Below are 15,807 nucleotides of genomic sequence, written 5' to 3'. Positions count from 1 at the left end.
CTTTCTATACTACACAGTGTTGCTATAACACCGTTCGTTATCACCTAGCCATTCATTACATCATAATGCATGCTATCACATAACATTATGAAAATTTTAGACTAATTCAACGCTCTTCCGTGCAGTCTATCTCAGTTAAACAACAAACTGTACGCTAATTATTGTAATCCCGACAAAACCAAACCACTGTATATAAAAACAGATAAATGGTAATTTAAAATATGAAAAGTCAGTTTCTACTGAGTGTAAAAGAGCACATGCACTCAAGGCATTATGCTCACAAAACAGTGCAAGCTTATATTCTCTGGATAACCAAGTACATCGCATTCCATAATATGCAGCATCCGTCAAAACTCAATGAACCTCACGTTGAAGAGTTTCTAACACATCTAGCAATAAATGATAAAGTTGCGGCAAAAACACAAGCTCTAGCGTTAAATGCTGTTAGTTTTCTTTATAGAGAGTACTTTAGAACACCTCTTTCTATAGAAATGAAATTTCAAAAGTCGTTGCTTGACCGCAAATTACCTGTTGTGTTGACTCAAGATGAATTGAGGCGTTTTTTAGCCCATGTAGACCCAAGGTATAAACTACACATCATGCTGTTATATGGTTCAGGGCTAAGAGTGATGGAATGCGTTAGGTTACGTATTCAAGATATAGATTATCACTATAATGCTGTTCGAGTTTGGCAAGGGAAAGGAGGTAAAAATCGAGTTGTGACTTTAGCAAAAGAAACGATACCTCTGTTAAAAGAGCAAGAAGCACTAGCACTCAGATACTATCAGAAAGACATTAATTATCCAGGTTATGCCGGTGTTTGGATCAGAACTTCACTACAGAAAAAGTACCAAGGTGCTGAAATGGACTTCAACTGGCATTATTTGTTCCCATCATCTCGCTTATCTCAAGACTTGGAGTCGGGTTTAACTAGAAGACACCATATCAATGAAGCTGCACTGCAAAGAGCTGTCAAACGCTCAGCGAAAGATGCAGGTATTTCAAAAAACGTAACCTGTCATACTCTGAGGCATAGCTTTGCCACACATTTGTTAGAGTCAGGGGCAGATATAAGAACTGTACAAGAACAACTCGGTCACAGTGATGTAAGAACTACTCAGATATACACTCACGTATTAGAGCGCGGTGCAGCTGGTGTTATTAGCCCTTTATCAAGGTTATAAACAGAAATAAAAAAGGAGAGCCGAAGCTCCCCTTTTCTTAAACCTAAACTGCTAATTAAAGAGCAGCTTTTGCTTTTTCAACTAGAACTGCAAATGCAGCCTTGTCGAATACCGCGATATCAGCAAGAATCTTACGGTCGATCTCGATAGATGCTTTCTTAAGACCGTTGATGAAACGGCTGTAAGATAGACCATTTTGACGAGATGCAGCATTGATACGTGCAATCCAAAGTTGACGGAATTGACGTTTCTTGTTGCGACGGTCACGGTAAGCGTATTGACCAGCTTTAGTAACTGCTTGGAAAGCTACGCGGTAAACACGTGAACGTGCACCGTAGTAACCTTTAGCTTGTTTTAGAACTTTCTTATGACGTGCACGAGCTTGTACACCACGTTTTACGCGAGGCATTATGCTTCTCCTAAACTAAACGATTGATAAACTAAAAAGAATTAAGCGTATGGCATCATACGAGCAACTGCAGCCACTTCACATTTTGGAAGGATTGCATTTGGACGTAGCTGACGCTTGTTCTTAGTAGTACGCTTAGTCAGGATGTGACGTTTTGTAGCGTGCTTAAATTTAATACCACCAGCAGTTTTCTTAAAACGCTTAGCAGCACCTCTGTTGGTTTTCATCTTAGGCATGATGAATAACTCCGCATTGTTGAGTTGTATAAACAATAGTAATTAGGGCGAACAAACCCCGCCGTTTTCCCAAAAGGAACGGCAGGGTTAATTACTTGCAAAGCCGTTAATTACTTCTTCTTAGGGGCAAGAACCATGATCATCTGACGACCTTCGATCTTCTTAGGGAAAGATTCCACTACAGCAAGTTCTGCAGTGTCTTCCTTAAGACGATTTAGAACGTCAACACCGATGTCTTGGTGTGCCATTTCTCGGCCACGGAAGCGAATTGTTACTTTCACTTTGTTGCCTTCTTCAAGGAAACGCGTCAGGTTGCGTAGTTTTACCTGATAGTCTCCAATATCAGTTCCAGGGCGGAATTTTACTTCCTTAATCTGAACCTGTTTTTGCTTCTTCTTCTGCTCTTTCGCAGACTTGCTCTTTTCAAAGAGGAATTTACCGTAGTCCATCACACGACAGACTGGTGGCTCAGCGTTAGGACTGATCTCAACAAGATCCATACCTGCTTCTTCAGCAGCTGCGACCGCTTCTTGGATCGATACAACACCAACTGATTCACCATCAGCGCCTGTTAATCGAACTTCACGAACGCCACGAATTTCACCGTTTAAACGGTGTGGGTTTTGTTTTACCGGCTGTTGGCCGCGTCTTCCGCCTTTAATAGCTTATTCCTCCAGATTGAGCTTACGGCTTGAGATCTCGTCTTGGATGTATGCGATAAAATCATCCACTTTAAACTTACCGAGATCTTTACCTTTACGAGTACGCACTGCGATTTCTCCGGCTTCCATTTCTTGGTCACCACAAACCAGCATATACGGTACGCGCTTCAAAGTATGTTCGCGAATTTTAAAGCCAATCTTCTCATTTCTCAAGTCCGCTTTTGCTCTAATTCCAACTTTTTGTAGTTTTCGAGCAACTTCTTGAGCGTAATCAGACTGTTTATCAGTAATATTCATTACTACAGCTTGCTCAGGCGACAACCATGTAGGGAAGAAACCAAAGTAATCTTCAATCAGGATACCGATAAAGCGTTCAAGAGAGCCTAAAATTGCACGGTGGATCATAACAGGAACTTGGCGTTCATTGTTTTCATCCACGTAAGATGCACCTAGACGACCTGGTAAGTTGAAGTCTAGCTGTACAGTGCCACACTGCCATGCACGATCTAGGCAGTCATAGAGAGTGAATTCGATCTTAGGTCCATAGAAAGCACCTTCACCTTCTTGAATCTCGTATGGAATATCCATTGATTCAAGTGAGTGTTTCAACGCTTCTTCAGATTGATCCCAGATCTCATCCGAACCTACACGTTTTTCAGGACGAGTAGATAGTTTTACGACAATGTTGTCGAAACCAAAGGTCTGGTATGTATCGTAAACCATCTTGATACAACCTGTAACTTCCTCTTGGATTTGGCTCTCAGTACAGAAAATGTGAGCATCATCCTGAGTAAAGCCACGTACACGCATGATGCCGTGTAGTGCACCCGATGGTTCGTTACGGTGACATGAGCCAAACTCGGCCATACGTAACGGTAGGTCGCGGTATGACTTTAGACCTTGGTTAAAGATCTGAACGTGGCCTGGACAGTTCATTGGTTTCAGCGCGTAATCACGGCTTTCTGAGGCTGTTGTGAACATCGCGTCTGCATATTTGTCCCAGTGACCAGAACGTTCCCAAAGCACGCGGTCCATAATTAGTGGACCTTTTACTTCTTGGTAGTCGTACTCTGTTAGTTTTTCACGAACGAAAACTTCTAGATCACGGAAAATTGACCAACCATTATGATGCCAGAAGACCATACCTGGTGCTTCTTGCTGCATATGGAACAGGTCAAGTTGCTTACCGATTTTACGGTGGTCACGCTTCGCTGCTTCTTCAAGACGCGTTAAATGCGCTTTCAGTGCTTTCTTATCGTGGAAAGCCGTACCGTAGATACGCTGAAGCATTTTGTTGTCGCTGTTACCACGCCAGTAAGCACCCGCTACGTTAAGCAGCGTGAAATGCTGACAGAAGCCCATGTGCGGCACATGTGGGCCACGACACATATCAATGTATTCTTCGTGGTGGTATAAACCCGGACGATCATCGCGTGACACGTTTTCATCCAAGATTTCAATTTTGTAGGATTCGCCACGTGATTCAAACGTATCACGCGCTTCCTGCCAGCTTACCTTTTTCTTGATAACTTGGTACTTAGTCTTGGCCAGCTCTTTCATACGCTTTTCAATCTTTTCAAGATCTTCTTGCGTTAGAGACTGCTCTAAGTCGATATCGTAGTAAAAACCGTTATCGATAGTTGGACCAATCGCCATTTTCGCTTCAGGGTATAGCTGTTTGATCGCGTGACCTAACAAGTGAGCACAAGAGTGGCGAACGATTTCTAGACCATCTACTTCATCTTTTACTGTGATGATTTCAAGACTTGCATCTTCTTCGATAAGATCACATGCATCAACACGGTTACCGTTTACGCGACCAGCGATGGTGGCTTTAGCAAGACCAGGACCGATAGATTGAGCGACTTCAAGAGTAGAAACTGGGTTGTCAAATTGACGCTGACTGCCGTCAGGAAGAGTAATAATTGGCATTTAATTATCCTTACAGTGGTGTTGCACACCAAGCAACACATGCAATTCAAAACGTGCCTTTAACAGTGAAAACAATGCGTTAAAGGCGAGAATGTCTGTCCTTTTATATGCAAATACGGATGCACAACTCAGGAGCGAAGAGGCATTGTAACGAAATCATGCAAAATAACAATCGATGTCACAAATTAAGAGGAAAATTCTGCGCAAACAGAGACTAACCCTATCCTCTAAGGCGCAAAATTCAGTAACCGACGAGCCTCAGGGATCACATCGCTAGCAAGCAAACCTATCATCCCCTGTTTACCAGCAACGAGATCGGCAGCTTGACTATGGATTTGAACCCCCAACCTAGCAGCATCGCCGATATTCAAACCTTGAGCTAATAATCCGCCAATGATGCCTGTCAGCACATCACCCATGCCACCCGTTGCCATTCCTGGATTACCAGCCATACAGACGCTACATGTAATGCCATCAAAGACCAAAGTACCTGCGCCTTTGAGCACCACAACACCACCATATTTTCGTTGCAGATTTTCTACCGCGGAGTACCTGTCGGCCTCTATCTCTGATACAGACCAATTCAAAAGCCTTGCGGCCTCACCTGGGTGCGGCGTAATCACTCGATTATCATCGTAGTTGGGTTTCTGCGCCAAAAGGGTCAACCCATCCGCATCGACAACTTTGGTATGGTGACTCGCCTGAACTACATCAAATAGGGATTGAGCCCAAGCGTCTAAACCAAGCCCTGGGCCAAGTGCAACCACATCTTGCTGGCTTAACTTAGCCGCTAGTACTTTCACGTCGCCTTGCCAAGGCAGTGTCATCACTTCAGGGCAAGCAACTTGAAGCGCCATACTGGAGGCGGGGTGACAAAAGCAGCTCACTAAACCCGCCCCAATTCGGGCCGAAGCATAGGAGCAAAGACGAATTGCGCCACTATAGCCTTGATTCCCACCTAGGCATAACAAGCGGCCATGATGACCTTTGTGTGCGGTTGCTTGTCTTCGTGGTATGTATGAACTGAGCTCGTCTAATGAAAGCAGTTCAACGCTAGAGGGGAATAATTGGCCAAACTGTTGTTCAACATTAAGACCCGCAAAATGGAGTTTACCAACATAGTTGCGTGCACTCCCGGTTACTAGCCCTCGCTTCAGTGCGATGAAGGTGACGGTATGAGAGGCACATATGCTATTGCCTAACACTGTGCCGGTATCAGCACAAAGCCCTGAAGGGATATCGATAGCCACCACAGGCTGGCTGCTCTGGTTAACCTCATCAATCAACTGGCTAATACCTTCTCGTACCTCTCCAGATAAGCCAGTCCCCAAGAGACCATCAACGACAACGTCCGTGCTTTTTAACACTGAAGTCAACTCCGATGCTGGCAGAATCAGCCCCCCGGCCTTTTGCCAAGTCTGCATCGCGCGTTTGGCGTCGCCTTGTAATTTTGCTTCATCGACCGTTAAGATCAGTTGAACATCGATTCCATCTTGCTTGGCAAGGTGGGCCACAACAAAACCATCACCGCCATTGTTTCCGGCACCACACAAAACCGCAATGTGCTGCGCGGCTGGGTAATTGCTCTTGAGCACTTCATACGTCGCCGCTCCGGCTTGTTCCATCAGCTCATAGAGAGAGAAACCTGCTTTTTCAGCCGCTTTTGCTTCTCCCTGTTTCACCTGTTGTCCGGTATACAATCCTTTGGGCAATGTCATTACAAGTCTCTCTGTTGGCAAGCTACTTTGCTACTCACTGTTTTGTGAAATTAGCGCTTCAGCTGTCGCATCTTGAATAGATAAGAAAAGTGTTCGAACTTCACCAGTCGGTGTTCTCATTGGGTTTAAAGTAATATTCTGATACATGAAATCGGCTTGCTGCGTAACTGGGCGAACGTTACGGCATTTGAATAGATACGGTCTTTGCTGCCAAGTGATGAAGCTTCGACAACCAAGATCGTAAACAGGCTTAGTTTTTAACTTAAACCAATCTTGAGGGATTTCTGGAAACAGCTCGAATAAAGACTTACCTATCGCGTCATTGGGCTGAATGCCACTGTGGTGAGTCATAAACCCATTCCATACTTGGACGTTATGAGCTCTATCGATCACGATTAGTCCTAAATCCACATTGTGAACCATATCGACCATCCAATGGAACTGCTCAAATTCTGCTGGCAGACTTAACATTAGAAATCCTCCATAAGGTAAGCCAGTTTGTTATCCAATAGAGGTAATGACTCATCAACAAACATAAACAATAGATCACAGCGAATAGAGGTGCCATCAATGTTGTAACTCACCTCAAACGTCATCGTCTTATTAAATGAGCCAGAGGTGGACTCAATGACCGAATCAACCGATATATGCTGGCCAAGTAGCACAGGCGAGCTTTGGAAAAACCGAACTTCAGCCTGTTCACCTAGTCCATTTAAGAATGACCCAACTAAGATGTTCGATACGTCCATCAATAGCTCAAGCTCTTCCAGCTCCTCGCTTTCTGTCGGAACCTTCATCAGTTTTTTGAGATCAGACACACTAGAGTCGCTGAGCAGTACCAAAGCCTCGCCTGCAATGCCTTCTCCGCTGAACCCCTGACAAACGCCAGACACTTGGTTATTTTCCGCAAGATCTCGCAGGGCCATATGGAGCTCACTCACCTCAAAGATATTCACATTGGGCAAAGGCAAGTGGACAAACACGTCAAAATGGCGCGCTAATGCGTCGGCAGCTCGACCAATCGATACGTTGGCGACTTCCATATACACATCACGACGTCGCAGAGCAGGTAACTCTACCGGCGTCGAGGGTACTAACCGTTGAACGGGAGCAGGCTCAATAATAGAGCGAAGAACGTCTTTAAGTTCATTATTGTCAATGGGTTTTTGAATGAAACCTTTAGCACCTAGCGCCATCACTCGCTCTTTCGCTTTAGGCTGGATATCACCAGAAACGACGACCACTGAAATGTTGATACCCCGGGTGCGAATGGCTTCTAAGGTTTCGAACCCATCGAGGACAGGCATGGTTAGATCAAGGAACATGAGCTTAAACTCGGCTTGTTCTAACTTATTGAGGGCATCCAAACCGTGTTCTGCGAACGTGATATCCGCATTTAATGAAGCTGGAAGTGAGCGCGCCATCTGCTTTCGAGCTAAAGCAGAATCATCACATATGAGGATAGGACAAGACATTCGTACACCTACTACTTGTTCTTATAATAGTCGTTTCAGTGTAACAGATAGTAAACGCACCAGATACGGGGCAAGTTTGAATTAATGTCACGTAAAAAAAGAGCCTTACACTGAAGGCTCTTTACAAAACACTAGGCTAAGCCATGCTAACCAATGACTTACCAATCAACCACTCAAGCTCTTTTGCGCTGTCCGGGCCAAATTGCGCCTTGGTCATTTTGTACAAACGATCAATGCCGTTGGTAGCGAATTCATGAGTTTTCTGCGACGTTACCAGATGATGAAAAAGGAGACGAAGAATCGCTCGGAACTCTTCATTTTCCAACGCGTTCACCCAACTGGTAGAGAACGCCTCTAGGCCATTGTCAAAATCAACATGTTCAACAAACATCTTAAAAATTCGCCCGTCTAAGGCTGCGGTAAAATCGGTCTTTTTTGGGAAGTGGTGGCTAATGCCAGTTCTGGATACACCAGTCTGCTGGCTTAACGTTGTATACGACATTTTGTCGTAACCAAGACGCAAAAGCTGGTCAACAACTGCGTCCATAATTTTATGAATGGTAATTTCGGTATCTTCTTTACTACGCTTTGGCATGTTCGGGCTCTTCTCTGTCTAATTCCGTCTAAATCAAAATGAATTTTTCAATGAAACTTTTTGGGATAACTCACCTAGCAGCACAAGCGAAAATGGTATGCGCATGAATCCTATTCCAATGTCTAACACCTTAGAAATTAAACGTTGCGAATCACTCCAACATGACCCAGCGTTTTGTTTCCATTCAAACATCACATAAATTAATTATATGAAACGGCGTTGCTTTATAAATTGTATGATTTGAACCTGCCGATAATCTTATAAATTGCAACGCCTTACAACTGACACACCTCAATTACGACAATAAAATGACGCTACTTTTCACATTTTAGTGACACATATCTCAATAATTTAAGAATTATCCACTCTAAATCGAGTTTAACCACCGAGTAAAAATCTAACACAGAGAGTTTGTGTAAGTTTCGTAGTGCTTATTTTTATAGATTAGCTTCAAATAAATCGCTAAAATATCCACAACTTTTGTAAGAGGATAGTGAGATGAGCAACGAACAGCAAGACGTATGCGAAGCGTGTGGTTGCGCAGGCGAAATGGGCTTTATCATCAAAGAAGGTGATGAGGTGGCAGAAGTAACCATCCGTGCCAATGGTAAAGAGCTACTAGAAGCAGAGCTAGCAAGATATGTAGAGTTGGCGAAGCAAGTGTCAGCGAATTCAGAGTATGAAACTTCAGACCTTGAAGAAGACGCTACTGAGCTAACTGCACGATTTAAATTTGAAGTCAGCGCTGAAAAGCTCATTTTCGAACTCAAAACTCGTTCTTTAGTCCGCTAAGCGAGTAGAGTTAAGAATCACCTCTATAAAACGGGTACATTACCCGTTTTTTATTGCCACGCAGACAAAAGTTGACCTTTTACAGTCTTCTCATAATACTAAAGCGAATTATTCTAATGCGATTTGCTACGGTCAGCGATATGAGACGTGTTTTTCTGGCAATGCTACTCTCACTCTATTCATTTTTCGGTATTGCTCAGCCACTTGATCAGTTTCGTATCCTTAATCACTTAGACAATTACGGAAACCTCGATTTACGCAATAAGCCGTACACAGAATTACCACCAGGCCTAATCGTAAAAGGCAACCTCAACATCGCCAAAACGTCAATTTTACGTCTTCCACTAGGTGTCGATATCCAAGGAAGTCTGACTGCCTCGAATAGTAAGCTGAAACAGATAGGCAAAGGGTTAAAAATCCGAGGATACGCTAACCTTCTAGGTTCTGATGTCACACGATGGCCTAAAGGTGTTCAACTTGGTGGATATCTGAACCTAACCGATACGCCTCTGACTTCCCTCCCGCCGAGGTTGCGGGTGAAAGGGGATCTCAGTGTGATCAGAACACCGCTCACCGCTCTACCGGAAGGATTAGTTGTCGATGGCAACTTGTATATCGGAGGCTCTGCGCTACAAGAATTCCCAGATACCATGACCGTCAAAGGCAACATTTACCTTGGTGGCAACCGCATTTCAAAATGGCCGACTAACCTGACACTAGGTGGAGCCGTCGCGCCATAAAAAAGGGATGCTTTCACATCCCTTTATTGATTACTTTTGGTTGTTCACCGGGTTAGCGTAGCTAGCTATCAAATATGGCTGAGCCGCTTCTGGTAACTGCTCAAGTTTAGTTTTTAGCTGCGCTTTAACCTCGTCATCTACCTGCTCGTCACCAGCGGCCAATTTATTAATTGGGAACAGTTTGTAGTTAAGGTGGATCTGTCTATCGATCTCTTCAGCTAACGCGTCAGGAGAATCAAAGTCCTGATCGATTACATCACCAAATGCGACGTGAACACGGCCTTTATCACCCACGATACCTTGAATGATACTTTCGATATCTTCAAACTCGCCTTTTTCGTAGCTACCGTGTTCTGCTTTTTCCCACAGCTCCAGTGCTTTGGCAATATCACACGGGTCATTCTCGTAGGAGATTGAAACAGGTACGATTTTCAGTGATTTAATGTATTCAGAAAATTCGACCTTTTGCTTTCGACCTTCAACGTGAAACATCTTGAGAATAGCAGGGTCGGTAAAATCGTTACCGTCTTTCGCACGGCCTTCCTTTTGCGCAATCCAAATTGAGTGACCTGTATCTAAAGAGTGTTTGATATAAGCAGATAAGGTGCCCAGTGCTTTCATCATTTCACGCGGGCCTTTCGCCGAACGTTTTACGATAAAACTCTTGTTCAGTCTCATTAACTCTGTCGCACACGGCTTTTTCAACAAGTTGTCACCGATAGCAATACGCACCGTTTTATGATTACCTTGGTACAACCCGTAATTAACTAATGCTGGGTCCATGGCAATGTCACGGTGGTTAGATACAAAAAGATAAGCCGTATCTTTATTCAGCTTATCCAAACCGCTGTAAGTCACCCCTTTAGTCGTGGAACTTAGAGTTTGGTCAAGGTACTTTTTTACCTCAAGCTGTATTGTCTCTACCGAATCCAGCTTAGACCATTTCATTTTCAGGTACACTTTTACCACTGGAGACATCAGTGCTTTAAACCAACCAGCATGGTTGGAAAATCGGTGCTGCAAAATAGCGCGAATAAATTCTTCGTCATTTACCAGTCGGTCAATTGCCGCTGGGATCTCGTCATCATTATAAGGACGGATATCAATATATGGGTCGTTACTTGTAGTCATTTTTATGTACACAAAACAAAAAGCTGGCCCATTCTACGCATAGTTAGTCATCTTAGCAGCTATACTTCTCGCAGATTTGAAAAGGTCAGACCACGAACTTGGGCTGATTGGAATTCATATTGGCTTTTTTCGTCAGAAAAGTTACCCTTAGCGCCCCAAGTTATACGAGTATTTCCATGCATTACGCCATCTCACACCAATCACTGCGACAAGAATTTCTGTTAAGCACACCTAGACGCAAATTGCTCAAGCATACCCTTTTATATGTGAGAAGTGGCTTGGTGCTCGCTAAACTAGGCAAGCAAGAATACGCAATTGAAAAAGGTGAGGCATTTTGGCTGCCCTTCGATGCACTTTGCTCATTAACATATTTCCCTGGCTCGGATATTCAGGTTATTGAACTCTCTTCCCGTGTTACCTCTCCTTTGCCTAAACAGGGTGGGTTTGCACAGTTAGAAGAGCTTGTGCTCGCCATCTTGAACAGACTTAGTCAAAACGTGGCAAATAATGAGGTTCAACAAGCTATACTGACTGTCTTACGCCACGAGCTAGCAACGTTAAAAACAAAGCTGTATGAAAGTACGCTAACGCGCCATATCAATCAGTGGAAATGGGACGGCGGCAAATCTGACCTGTCTAATGAGCAGCAGCTCGTACTGAAGATCCGCGAAGCGAATAAGATGATGCTTTCTGGTCAAAAGCGAGCGCAAGTGATTGGTAAATTGTTTGGCGGTGACGATGCAGCATTTTCTCAGTTAGAAGCATTATTACTCGGAAAGTAACCTTCCTTACTGGCAGATGAAAACGTAAAAAGGCGCACTGAACGGGCGCCTTTTTCGTTATTGCTACTGCTAATTTTTCAATAACATCATACTGCTGACCGCAGGCACACTCAGTTTGAGCATACCGTTTTCAGCTGAATATACTCTTTCGGAGATAACCTCGTGCCACGCTGACCGGGTCGCTAATTCGACTGTTTGAGCGCGTTTGGATTTATTGATAATAACAACGCCTTTTTCTCCGCGTCTAAAGACCAACAAATCTTCCGATGCTTCGACGATTTTCATCGCAAGTCCGTGTACCTGATTATGAAAACCAATAGCAGCGACCATTTTTGGGTCATTCCAAGCCCCTTGCCAACGTGGTAAGCCCTGTTTGTTTTTAATGCCACTGGTATCTAAATCTGAATAGATCAACGGCACGCCACCATCGCGGCCTAGGATATAGCTGTACGCCAGCCACTCTAGATCTTCATCCAGCACCAGATTAGAGAACACATCGTTGTTTGGAATATCGTGTGTAATTGCAAACGTAATAGCTCGCTGCTGTGATAATGCTTGCCCAAAGCAGTGCGGGTCCACCAGCTCTTTCAGGCTTCCACCAGGCTGCAAAGCGTCGAAAGTCACCTGGAACAGTGGGAAATCATAAGCGCCAAACTTAGTATGTGCCAAAAATGGCTCTAGAAAGAGATCATATTCCGGCTTATTCGCGCCGCCATTGGTAATAATTTCACCAAAGATATGCACATCTTGGCAAATTTCCGGAGTCCAAACAAGCTGCAAGTGCTCAAGCGTCATGTGTTTCGCGGCGTCAATACGGAAGCCTTTAACACCCAGCTGTTTTAGAGCTTTAAGGTAGCTACTTTGTTGCTCCACAACGTGGTCACATACCCGCAGCGTGGGCAACCCAGGATCGCTTGGCCCACCGGTAATCCGCCCATTTTGCACTTGCCATTTATCCTGCCAATCTTTAATGCCAAAGGCTTCCACAAAGTCATCGTGATCAAAAAGCGGCTCTGTTAGATCACCAAACAGCTTCTGCTGCTCAAAATACTCTTGGTTCGTTTTGTATAACGTTAGATCGTCACCGCTTGGGTATTGCAAATCACGGCGGATGGACGACTCATTCGCCATATGGTTGAAAACCACATCGACATAAACGCCCACACCACTTGCCTTAAGCGCTGCTATCATCCGCTTAAAGTCTGCTGTATTGCCAAGTTGATTGTCGATAACCCGGTAATCTTGTGGTTGGTAACGCTGCCACCATTGAGTCCCTGATTCGCTTTTTTTTGACTTCATAGGAGGAGACACAAGAACGTATTTGTATCCAGCCTGTACTATCTCTTCAGCCCTTGATGCAATCAGTGCATAAGGCCAATCAAAAGCATGTAAAACCACGTCTGTTGTGTAAGAGGTATACATCACCATTTCTCTTTTTATTCTTATCGCTACCACAGTAGCCCTAACCTGCCAGTTATCTTAGCAAAGACTATTGATATAACTGTTCCCCCTTATCTGCACTTTTTGCGTAGTAGCGTTCAGGCGTAGACATGTAGATTTCATGAGCCGAGTGATAAACTCCTATCCACCACCACGCTATACTCAGGGTGAAGAGTCCATAGGAGGGAGCATGAAAAAGGTTCGAATTGATATTGTCTCTGATGTTGTATGCCCTTGGTGCATTATTGGCTACCAACGGCTAGAGCTAGCATTGGCGACACTTGCAGACAAAATCGATGCCGATATTCATTGGCACCCTTTTGAGCTCAACCCAGCCATGGGCCCCGCAGGACAAAACCTGCGTGAGCACTTACAAGAAAAGTACGGTTCGACATTAGAAGAGAGCATTTCTGCGAGGGAAAACCTAACCAAATTGGGTGAAGAGGCTGGCTTTTTGTTTCACTTTTTTGATGACATGAGGATCTATAACACGCGTAAAGCGCACCAACTGTTGATGTGGTCTTCCAGTGAAGGTAAGCAATTTGAACTGCAAATGGCGCTGTTTCGTGCCTATTTCAGTGAACAAAAAGATATCAGCGATGATGAACAGTTGATTGAATGCGCCACTGCTGTTGGCTTAGACCCAGAGGTCGCGAAGATGGTGATAACCGATCAAAGCTGGGCAGGGACTGTCGCTCACACCGAACACCAATGGTTAGAAGCAGGCATTCATGCTGTACCCGCCATCATCATTAATCAGAAACATCTGATCTCTGGTGCTCAAACACCTGACTTGCTCATTTCAGCGCTAGAGCAAATTACGCTGAATACGCATTAGATTGGATAAACATCTCTGAGAGATGGATTGCGTCTATGCCAATCGGCCTCTATCCTGTTACTCATTTCCGATAACAATAAAGGCAAAATGATGCAGAATTCTTACCCAATCGGTACGCCTGGAACAAAATGGGGTGACTCTGAACGTATGGCGTGGCGCGATCAAACCACCATTAAACGCGAATACAAGCAGGAAGTCCTCCCTAAGATTCACGCCCTAGCAGAACACTTTGACGTTGAACAGTATGGCGCACTTTCTTATGACGAAGAGCGCTATCCTTTATTCTGCATCAAGAGCAAAAACTGGGATGCCTCGAAATCTGTCGTGCTTGTAACGGGCGGAGTCCATGGTTATGAAACCAGTGGAGTTCACGGAGCATTACAATTTGCACAAGAGCACATGGCGAGCTATAGCCAACACTTTAATATCGTTATCGCTCCGTGTGTTAGCCCGTGGGGTTATGAAACGATCAACCGCTGGAACCCGTTGGCGATTGACCCGAACCGCTCATTCTATGCAGATAGCCCAGCAGAAGAGTCGGCTAACTTAATAAGCTTAGTCGAGTCGATCAATGAAGAGATCCTCGTTCATATCGACTTACATGAAACCACAGATACGGATGAATCAGAGTTTCGCCCAGCTTTAGCGGCGCGTGATGGCATTGAGTACGTCGCGGGGACGATTCCTGACGGCTTCTATACCGTTGGCGATACAGAAAACCCTCAGCCAGAGTTCCAGGCTGCCGTAATTGAGTCTGTCGCGAAAGTCACTCACATTGCACCAGCCGATGAGAACAATGAGATTATTGGCTCGCCTGTGACTCAGCAAGGCGTTGTCAACTATCCTATGGTGAAACTTGGCTTATGTGGCGGAGTAACAAACTGCCAATATGGCACCACAACTGAGGTTTACCCTGACAGCCCGAAAGTGACCGATAAAGAGTGTAACGATGCTCAAGTCGCGGCGGTTGTCGGCGCGTTAGACTACGTGCTAAAGCAACTAAAGTAATTTGTTCTTATATTGCTCCGGGGTCTGCCCGGAGTATTTTTTAAACATCGCGATAAACGGGCTGGCTTGGTTATAACCCAGCGTCAGTCCCACTTCTTTTACCGATTGCCCCTGACGCAATAAATCCATCGAGTACAGATAGCGGACTCTCAGCCTCCACTCGGTAAAACTCATCCCTAGCTCTGATTGACAGTGGCGCGCTAACGTTCTCTCTGTAGTGTGCACACGCTCCGCCCACTCCGACAAGCTGGTATTATCAATTGGGTTTTCTTCCACCGCTGCGAGTATTTTGGCGAGATATTTATGGTCCGTTGATGGAAGAAAATGGTGCTGAGTATCGCGAGTAGCCAACTGATCCAAAAGTACCTGCACCAAGCGTTTATCTTGTTGTGATTCCGCCACATTAATGCCGCGCTGGCGAAAATCATCAACAATCGCCGAGACAATCGGGGTGATCTTGATAAGGCTGGTGCAATCTGGGAAATTTTGCGTTAGCTCTTGCGCGATGTTAAGCGAACAATACGAGAGCGGTTTACGGTTAAAGCTGGTATGCCTGACACCCGCTGGCACCCAAATGGCCAAATGAGGTGGCGCGAGAAAGCGCGTATCTTCCGCTTCCATTTCCAAAATTCCACCACTGATTAATTGCACCTGACCCCAAGGGTGGCTGTGCATTCGAGTTTCCGTATTAGACAGAAACGCTTCGAAATTCATAAATACATCTGATGGTGCTTTATCAATTGATAACGAAGGGTGAAGGTGTTTCGCGGACTTTCTCAACTTTTGTCTTCCTGTCGCTTGCAATGTCGCTTTAGAGATACTTGTAATTATAACGACCTGTCACACTACTCTCTACTACTAATAT

General features: G+C 44.6%; 17 protein-coding genes. 6 read left to right on the top strand and 11 right to left on the bottom strand.

Annotation, left to right across the window (positions count from 1 at the left end; translation table 11 throughout):
* Positions 1 to 221: 221 nt before the first annotated feature.
* Positions 222 to 1,184 (top strand): integron integrase, encoded by a 963-nt coding sequence (locus VNE01S_RS15560; protein WP_053395803.1) that lies wholly within the window; start codon positions 222 to 224, stop codon positions 1,182 to 1,184.
* Positions 1,185 to 1,239: 55 nt separating this feature from the next.
* On the opposite strand, the gene rplT is transcribed toward VNE01S_RS15560, so the two are convergent.
* The 8 genes from rplT to VNE01S_RS15520 form a co-directional block, all read right to left on the bottom strand.
* Positions 1,240 to 1,593 (bottom strand): 50S ribosomal protein L20, encoded by a 354-nt coding sequence (rplT, locus tag VNE01S_RS15555; protein ID WP_004401084.1) that lies wholly within the window; start codon positions 1,591 to 1,593, stop codon positions 1,240 to 1,242.
* 41 nt (positions 1,594 to 1,634) lie between these two features.
* Positions 1,635 to 1,829 carry a 50S ribosomal protein L35 gene (rpmI, locus tag VNE01S_RS15550; RefSeq protein WP_053395804.1) on the bottom strand — a complete coding sequence of 65 codons (195 nt, stop codon included), beginning with the start codon at positions 1,827 to 1,829 and terminating at the stop codon, positions 1,635 to 1,637.
* A gap of 110 nt (positions 1,830 to 1,939) precedes the next feature.
* Positions 1,940 to 2,491, bottom strand: coding sequence for a translation initiation factor IF-3 (gene infC / locus VNE01S_RS15545; RefSeq protein ID WP_082331696.1), 552 nt, complete (start codon positions 2,489 to 2,491; stop codon positions 1,940 to 1,942).
* A gap of 3 nt (positions 2,492 to 2,494) precedes the next feature.
* Positions 2,495 to 4,423, bottom strand: coding sequence for a threonine--tRNA ligase (thrS, locus tag VNE01S_RS15540; protein WP_053395806.1), 1,929 nt, complete (start codon positions 4,421 to 4,423; stop codon positions 2,495 to 2,497).
* 227 nt (positions 4,424 to 4,650) lie between these two features.
* Entirely contained in the window at positions 4,651 to 6,141 is a 1,491-nt protein-coding gene (locus VNE01S_RS15535) for a bifunctional ADP-dependent NAD(P)H-hydrate dehydratase/NAD(P)H-hydrate epimerase (RefSeq protein ID WP_053395807.1), read from the bottom strand.
* Positions 6,142 to 6,171: 30 nt separating this feature from the next.
* Positions 6,172 to 6,612: a PAS domain-containing protein gene (locus tag VNE01S_RS15530; protein WP_053395808.1), complete on the bottom strand. Its 441-nt coding sequence runs from the start codon at positions 6,610 to 6,612 to the stop codon at positions 6,172 to 6,174.
* Positions 6,612 to 7,616: a response regulator gene (locus tag VNE01S_RS15525; RefSeq protein ID WP_053395809.1), complete on the bottom strand. Its 1,005-nt coding sequence runs from the start codon at positions 7,614 to 7,616 to the stop codon at positions 6,612 to 6,614. The genes VNE01S_RS15530 and VNE01S_RS15525 overlap by 1 nt, the downstream gene beginning before the upstream one ends.
* A gap of 136 nt (positions 7,617 to 7,752) precedes the next feature.
* Entirely contained in the window at positions 7,753 to 8,211 is a 459-nt protein-coding gene (locus VNE01S_RS15520; protein ID WP_053395810.1) for a TetR/AcrR family transcriptional regulator, read from the bottom strand.
* A 498-nt stretch (positions 8,212 to 8,709) separates the two neighbouring features.
* Here VNE01S_RS15520 and VNE01S_RS15515 point away from each other — a divergent pair, with 498 nt between their 5' ends.
* On the top strand, positions 8,710 to 9,003 hold the full coding sequence (locus tag VNE01S_RS15515; RefSeq protein ID WP_053395811.1) for a YfcZ/YiiS family protein: 294 nt from the start codon (positions 8,710 to 8,712) through the stop codon (positions 9,001 to 9,003).
* A gap of 140 nt (positions 9,004 to 9,143) precedes the next feature.
* Positions 9,144 to 9,743, top strand: coding sequence for a hypothetical protein (locus VNE01S_RS15510; RefSeq protein ID WP_053396133.1), 600 nt, complete (start codon positions 9,144 to 9,146; stop codon positions 9,741 to 9,743).
* 30 nt (positions 9,744 to 9,773) lie between these two features.
* Here VNE01S_RS15510 and VNE01S_RS15505 read toward each other — a convergent pair whose 3' ends face one another.
* Complete coding sequence (locus VNE01S_RS15505) at positions 9,774 to 10,874, bottom strand: 1-acyl-sn-glycerol-3-phosphate acyltransferase (RefSeq protein ID WP_053395812.1); 1,101 nt, start codon at positions 10,872 to 10,874, stop codon at positions 9,774 to 9,776.
* 281 nt (positions 10,875 to 11,155) lie between these two features.
* On the opposite strand from VNE01S_RS15505, the gene VNE01S_RS15500 reads away from it, so the two are divergent.
* Positions 11,156 to 11,656 (top strand): AraC family transcriptional regulator, encoded by a 501-nt coding sequence (locus VNE01S_RS15500; RefSeq protein WP_306304700.1) that lies wholly within the window; start codon positions 11,156 to 11,158, stop codon positions 11,654 to 11,656.
* A 69-nt stretch (positions 11,657 to 11,725) separates the two neighbouring features.
* On the opposite strand, the gene VNE01S_RS15495 is transcribed toward VNE01S_RS15500, so the two are convergent.
* Positions 11,726 to 13,078 carry an alpha-amylase family protein gene (locus VNE01S_RS15495; protein ID WP_053395814.1) on the bottom strand — a complete coding sequence of 451 codons (1,353 nt, stop codon included), beginning with the start codon at positions 13,076 to 13,078 and terminating at the stop codon, positions 11,726 to 11,728.
* A 208-nt stretch (positions 13,079 to 13,286) separates the two neighbouring features.
* Between VNE01S_RS15495 and VNE01S_RS15490 the strand changes: the two genes are divergently transcribed.
* Positions 13,287 to 13,934: a DsbA family oxidoreductase gene (locus VNE01S_RS15490; RefSeq protein ID WP_053395815.1), complete on the top strand. Its 648-nt coding sequence runs from the start codon at positions 13,287 to 13,289 to the stop codon at positions 13,932 to 13,934.
* Positions 13,935 to 14,021: 87 nt separating this feature from the next.
* A complete protein-coding gene (locus VNE01S_RS15485) occupies positions 14,022 to 14,942 on the top strand; it encodes a M14 family metallopeptidase (RefSeq protein WP_373278575.1) in 921 nt (306 codons plus the stop codon).
* Here the strand turns inward: VNE01S_RS15485 and VNE01S_RS15480 are convergent.
* The gene (locus tag VNE01S_RS15480; RefSeq protein ID WP_053395817.1) at positions 14,934 to 15,722 is read right to left on the bottom strand and encodes an AraC family transcriptional regulator; all 789 of its coding nucleotides are present in this window, start codon (positions 15,720 to 15,722) and stop codon (positions 14,934 to 14,936) included. The genes VNE01S_RS15485 and VNE01S_RS15480 overlap by 9 nt on opposite strands.
* Positions 15,723 to 15,807 lie beyond the last annotated feature (85 nt).

Source organism: Vibrio nereis NBRC 15637, assembly GCF_001591105.1.
Lineage (GTDB): Bacteria > Pseudomonadota > Gammaproteobacteria > Enterobacterales > Vibrionaceae > Vibrio > Vibrio nereis.
Note: the sequence above shows the minus strand (reverse complement) of the source record. Positions and strands in the feature narration are given on the sequence as shown.

Excerpts from the sequence above, each read along its gene's own strand:
- VNE01S_RS15560 (WP_053395803.1), top strand. The coding sequence starts at position 222 with ATGAAAAGTCAGTTTCTACTGAGTGTAAAAGAGCACATGCACTCAAGG.
- VNE01S_RS15520 (WP_053395810.1), bottom strand. The coding sequence starts at position 8,211 with ATGCCAAAGCGTAGTAAAGAAGATACCGAAATTACCATTCATAAAATT.
- VNE01S_RS15515 (WP_053395811.1), top strand. The coding sequence starts at position 8,710 with ATGAGCAACGAACAGCAAGACGTATGCGAAGCGTGTGGTTGCGCAGGC.
- thrS (WP_053395806.1), bottom strand. The coding sequence starts at position 4,423 with ATGCCAATTATTACTCTTCCTGACGGCAGTCAGCGTCAATTTGACAAC.
- VNE01S_RS15495 (WP_053395814.1), bottom strand. The coding sequence starts at position 13,078 with ATGTATACCTCTTACACAACAGACGTGGTTTTACATGCTTTTGATTGG.
- rplT (WP_004401084.1), bottom strand. The coding sequence starts at position 1,593 with ATGCCTCGCGTAAAACGTGGTGTACAAGCTCGTGCACGTCATAAGAAA.
- VNE01S_RS15505 (WP_053395812.1), bottom strand. The coding sequence starts at position 10,874 with ATGACTACAAGTAACGACCCATATATTGATATCCGTCCTTATAATGAT.
- VNE01S_RS15525 (WP_053395809.1), bottom strand. The coding sequence starts at position 7,616 with ATGTCTTGTCCTATCCTCATATGTGATGATTCTGCTTTAGCTCGAAAG.
- VNE01S_RS15535 (WP_053395807.1), bottom strand. The coding sequence starts at position 6,141 with ATGACATTGCCCAAAGGATTGTATACCGGACAACAGGTGAAACAGGGA.
- VNE01S_RS15530 (WP_053395808.1), bottom strand. The coding sequence starts at position 6,612 with ATGTTAAGTCTGCCAGCAGAATTTGAGCAGTTCCATTGGATGGTCGAT.
- VNE01S_RS15510 (WP_053396133.1), top strand. The coding sequence starts at position 9,144 with ATGAGACGTGTTTTTCTGGCAATGCTACTCTCACTCTATTCATTTTTC.
- rpmI (WP_053395804.1), bottom strand. The coding sequence starts at position 1,829 with ATGCCTAAGATGAAAACCAACAGAGGTGCTGCTAAGCGTTTTAAGAAA.
- VNE01S_RS15490 (WP_053395815.1), top strand. The coding sequence starts at position 13,287 with ATGAAAAAGGTTCGAATTGATATTGTCTCTGATGTTGTATGCCCTTGG.
- VNE01S_RS15485 (WP_373278575.1), top strand. The coding sequence starts at position 14,022 with ATGATGCAGAATTCTTACCCAATCGGTACGCCTGGAACAAAATGGGGT.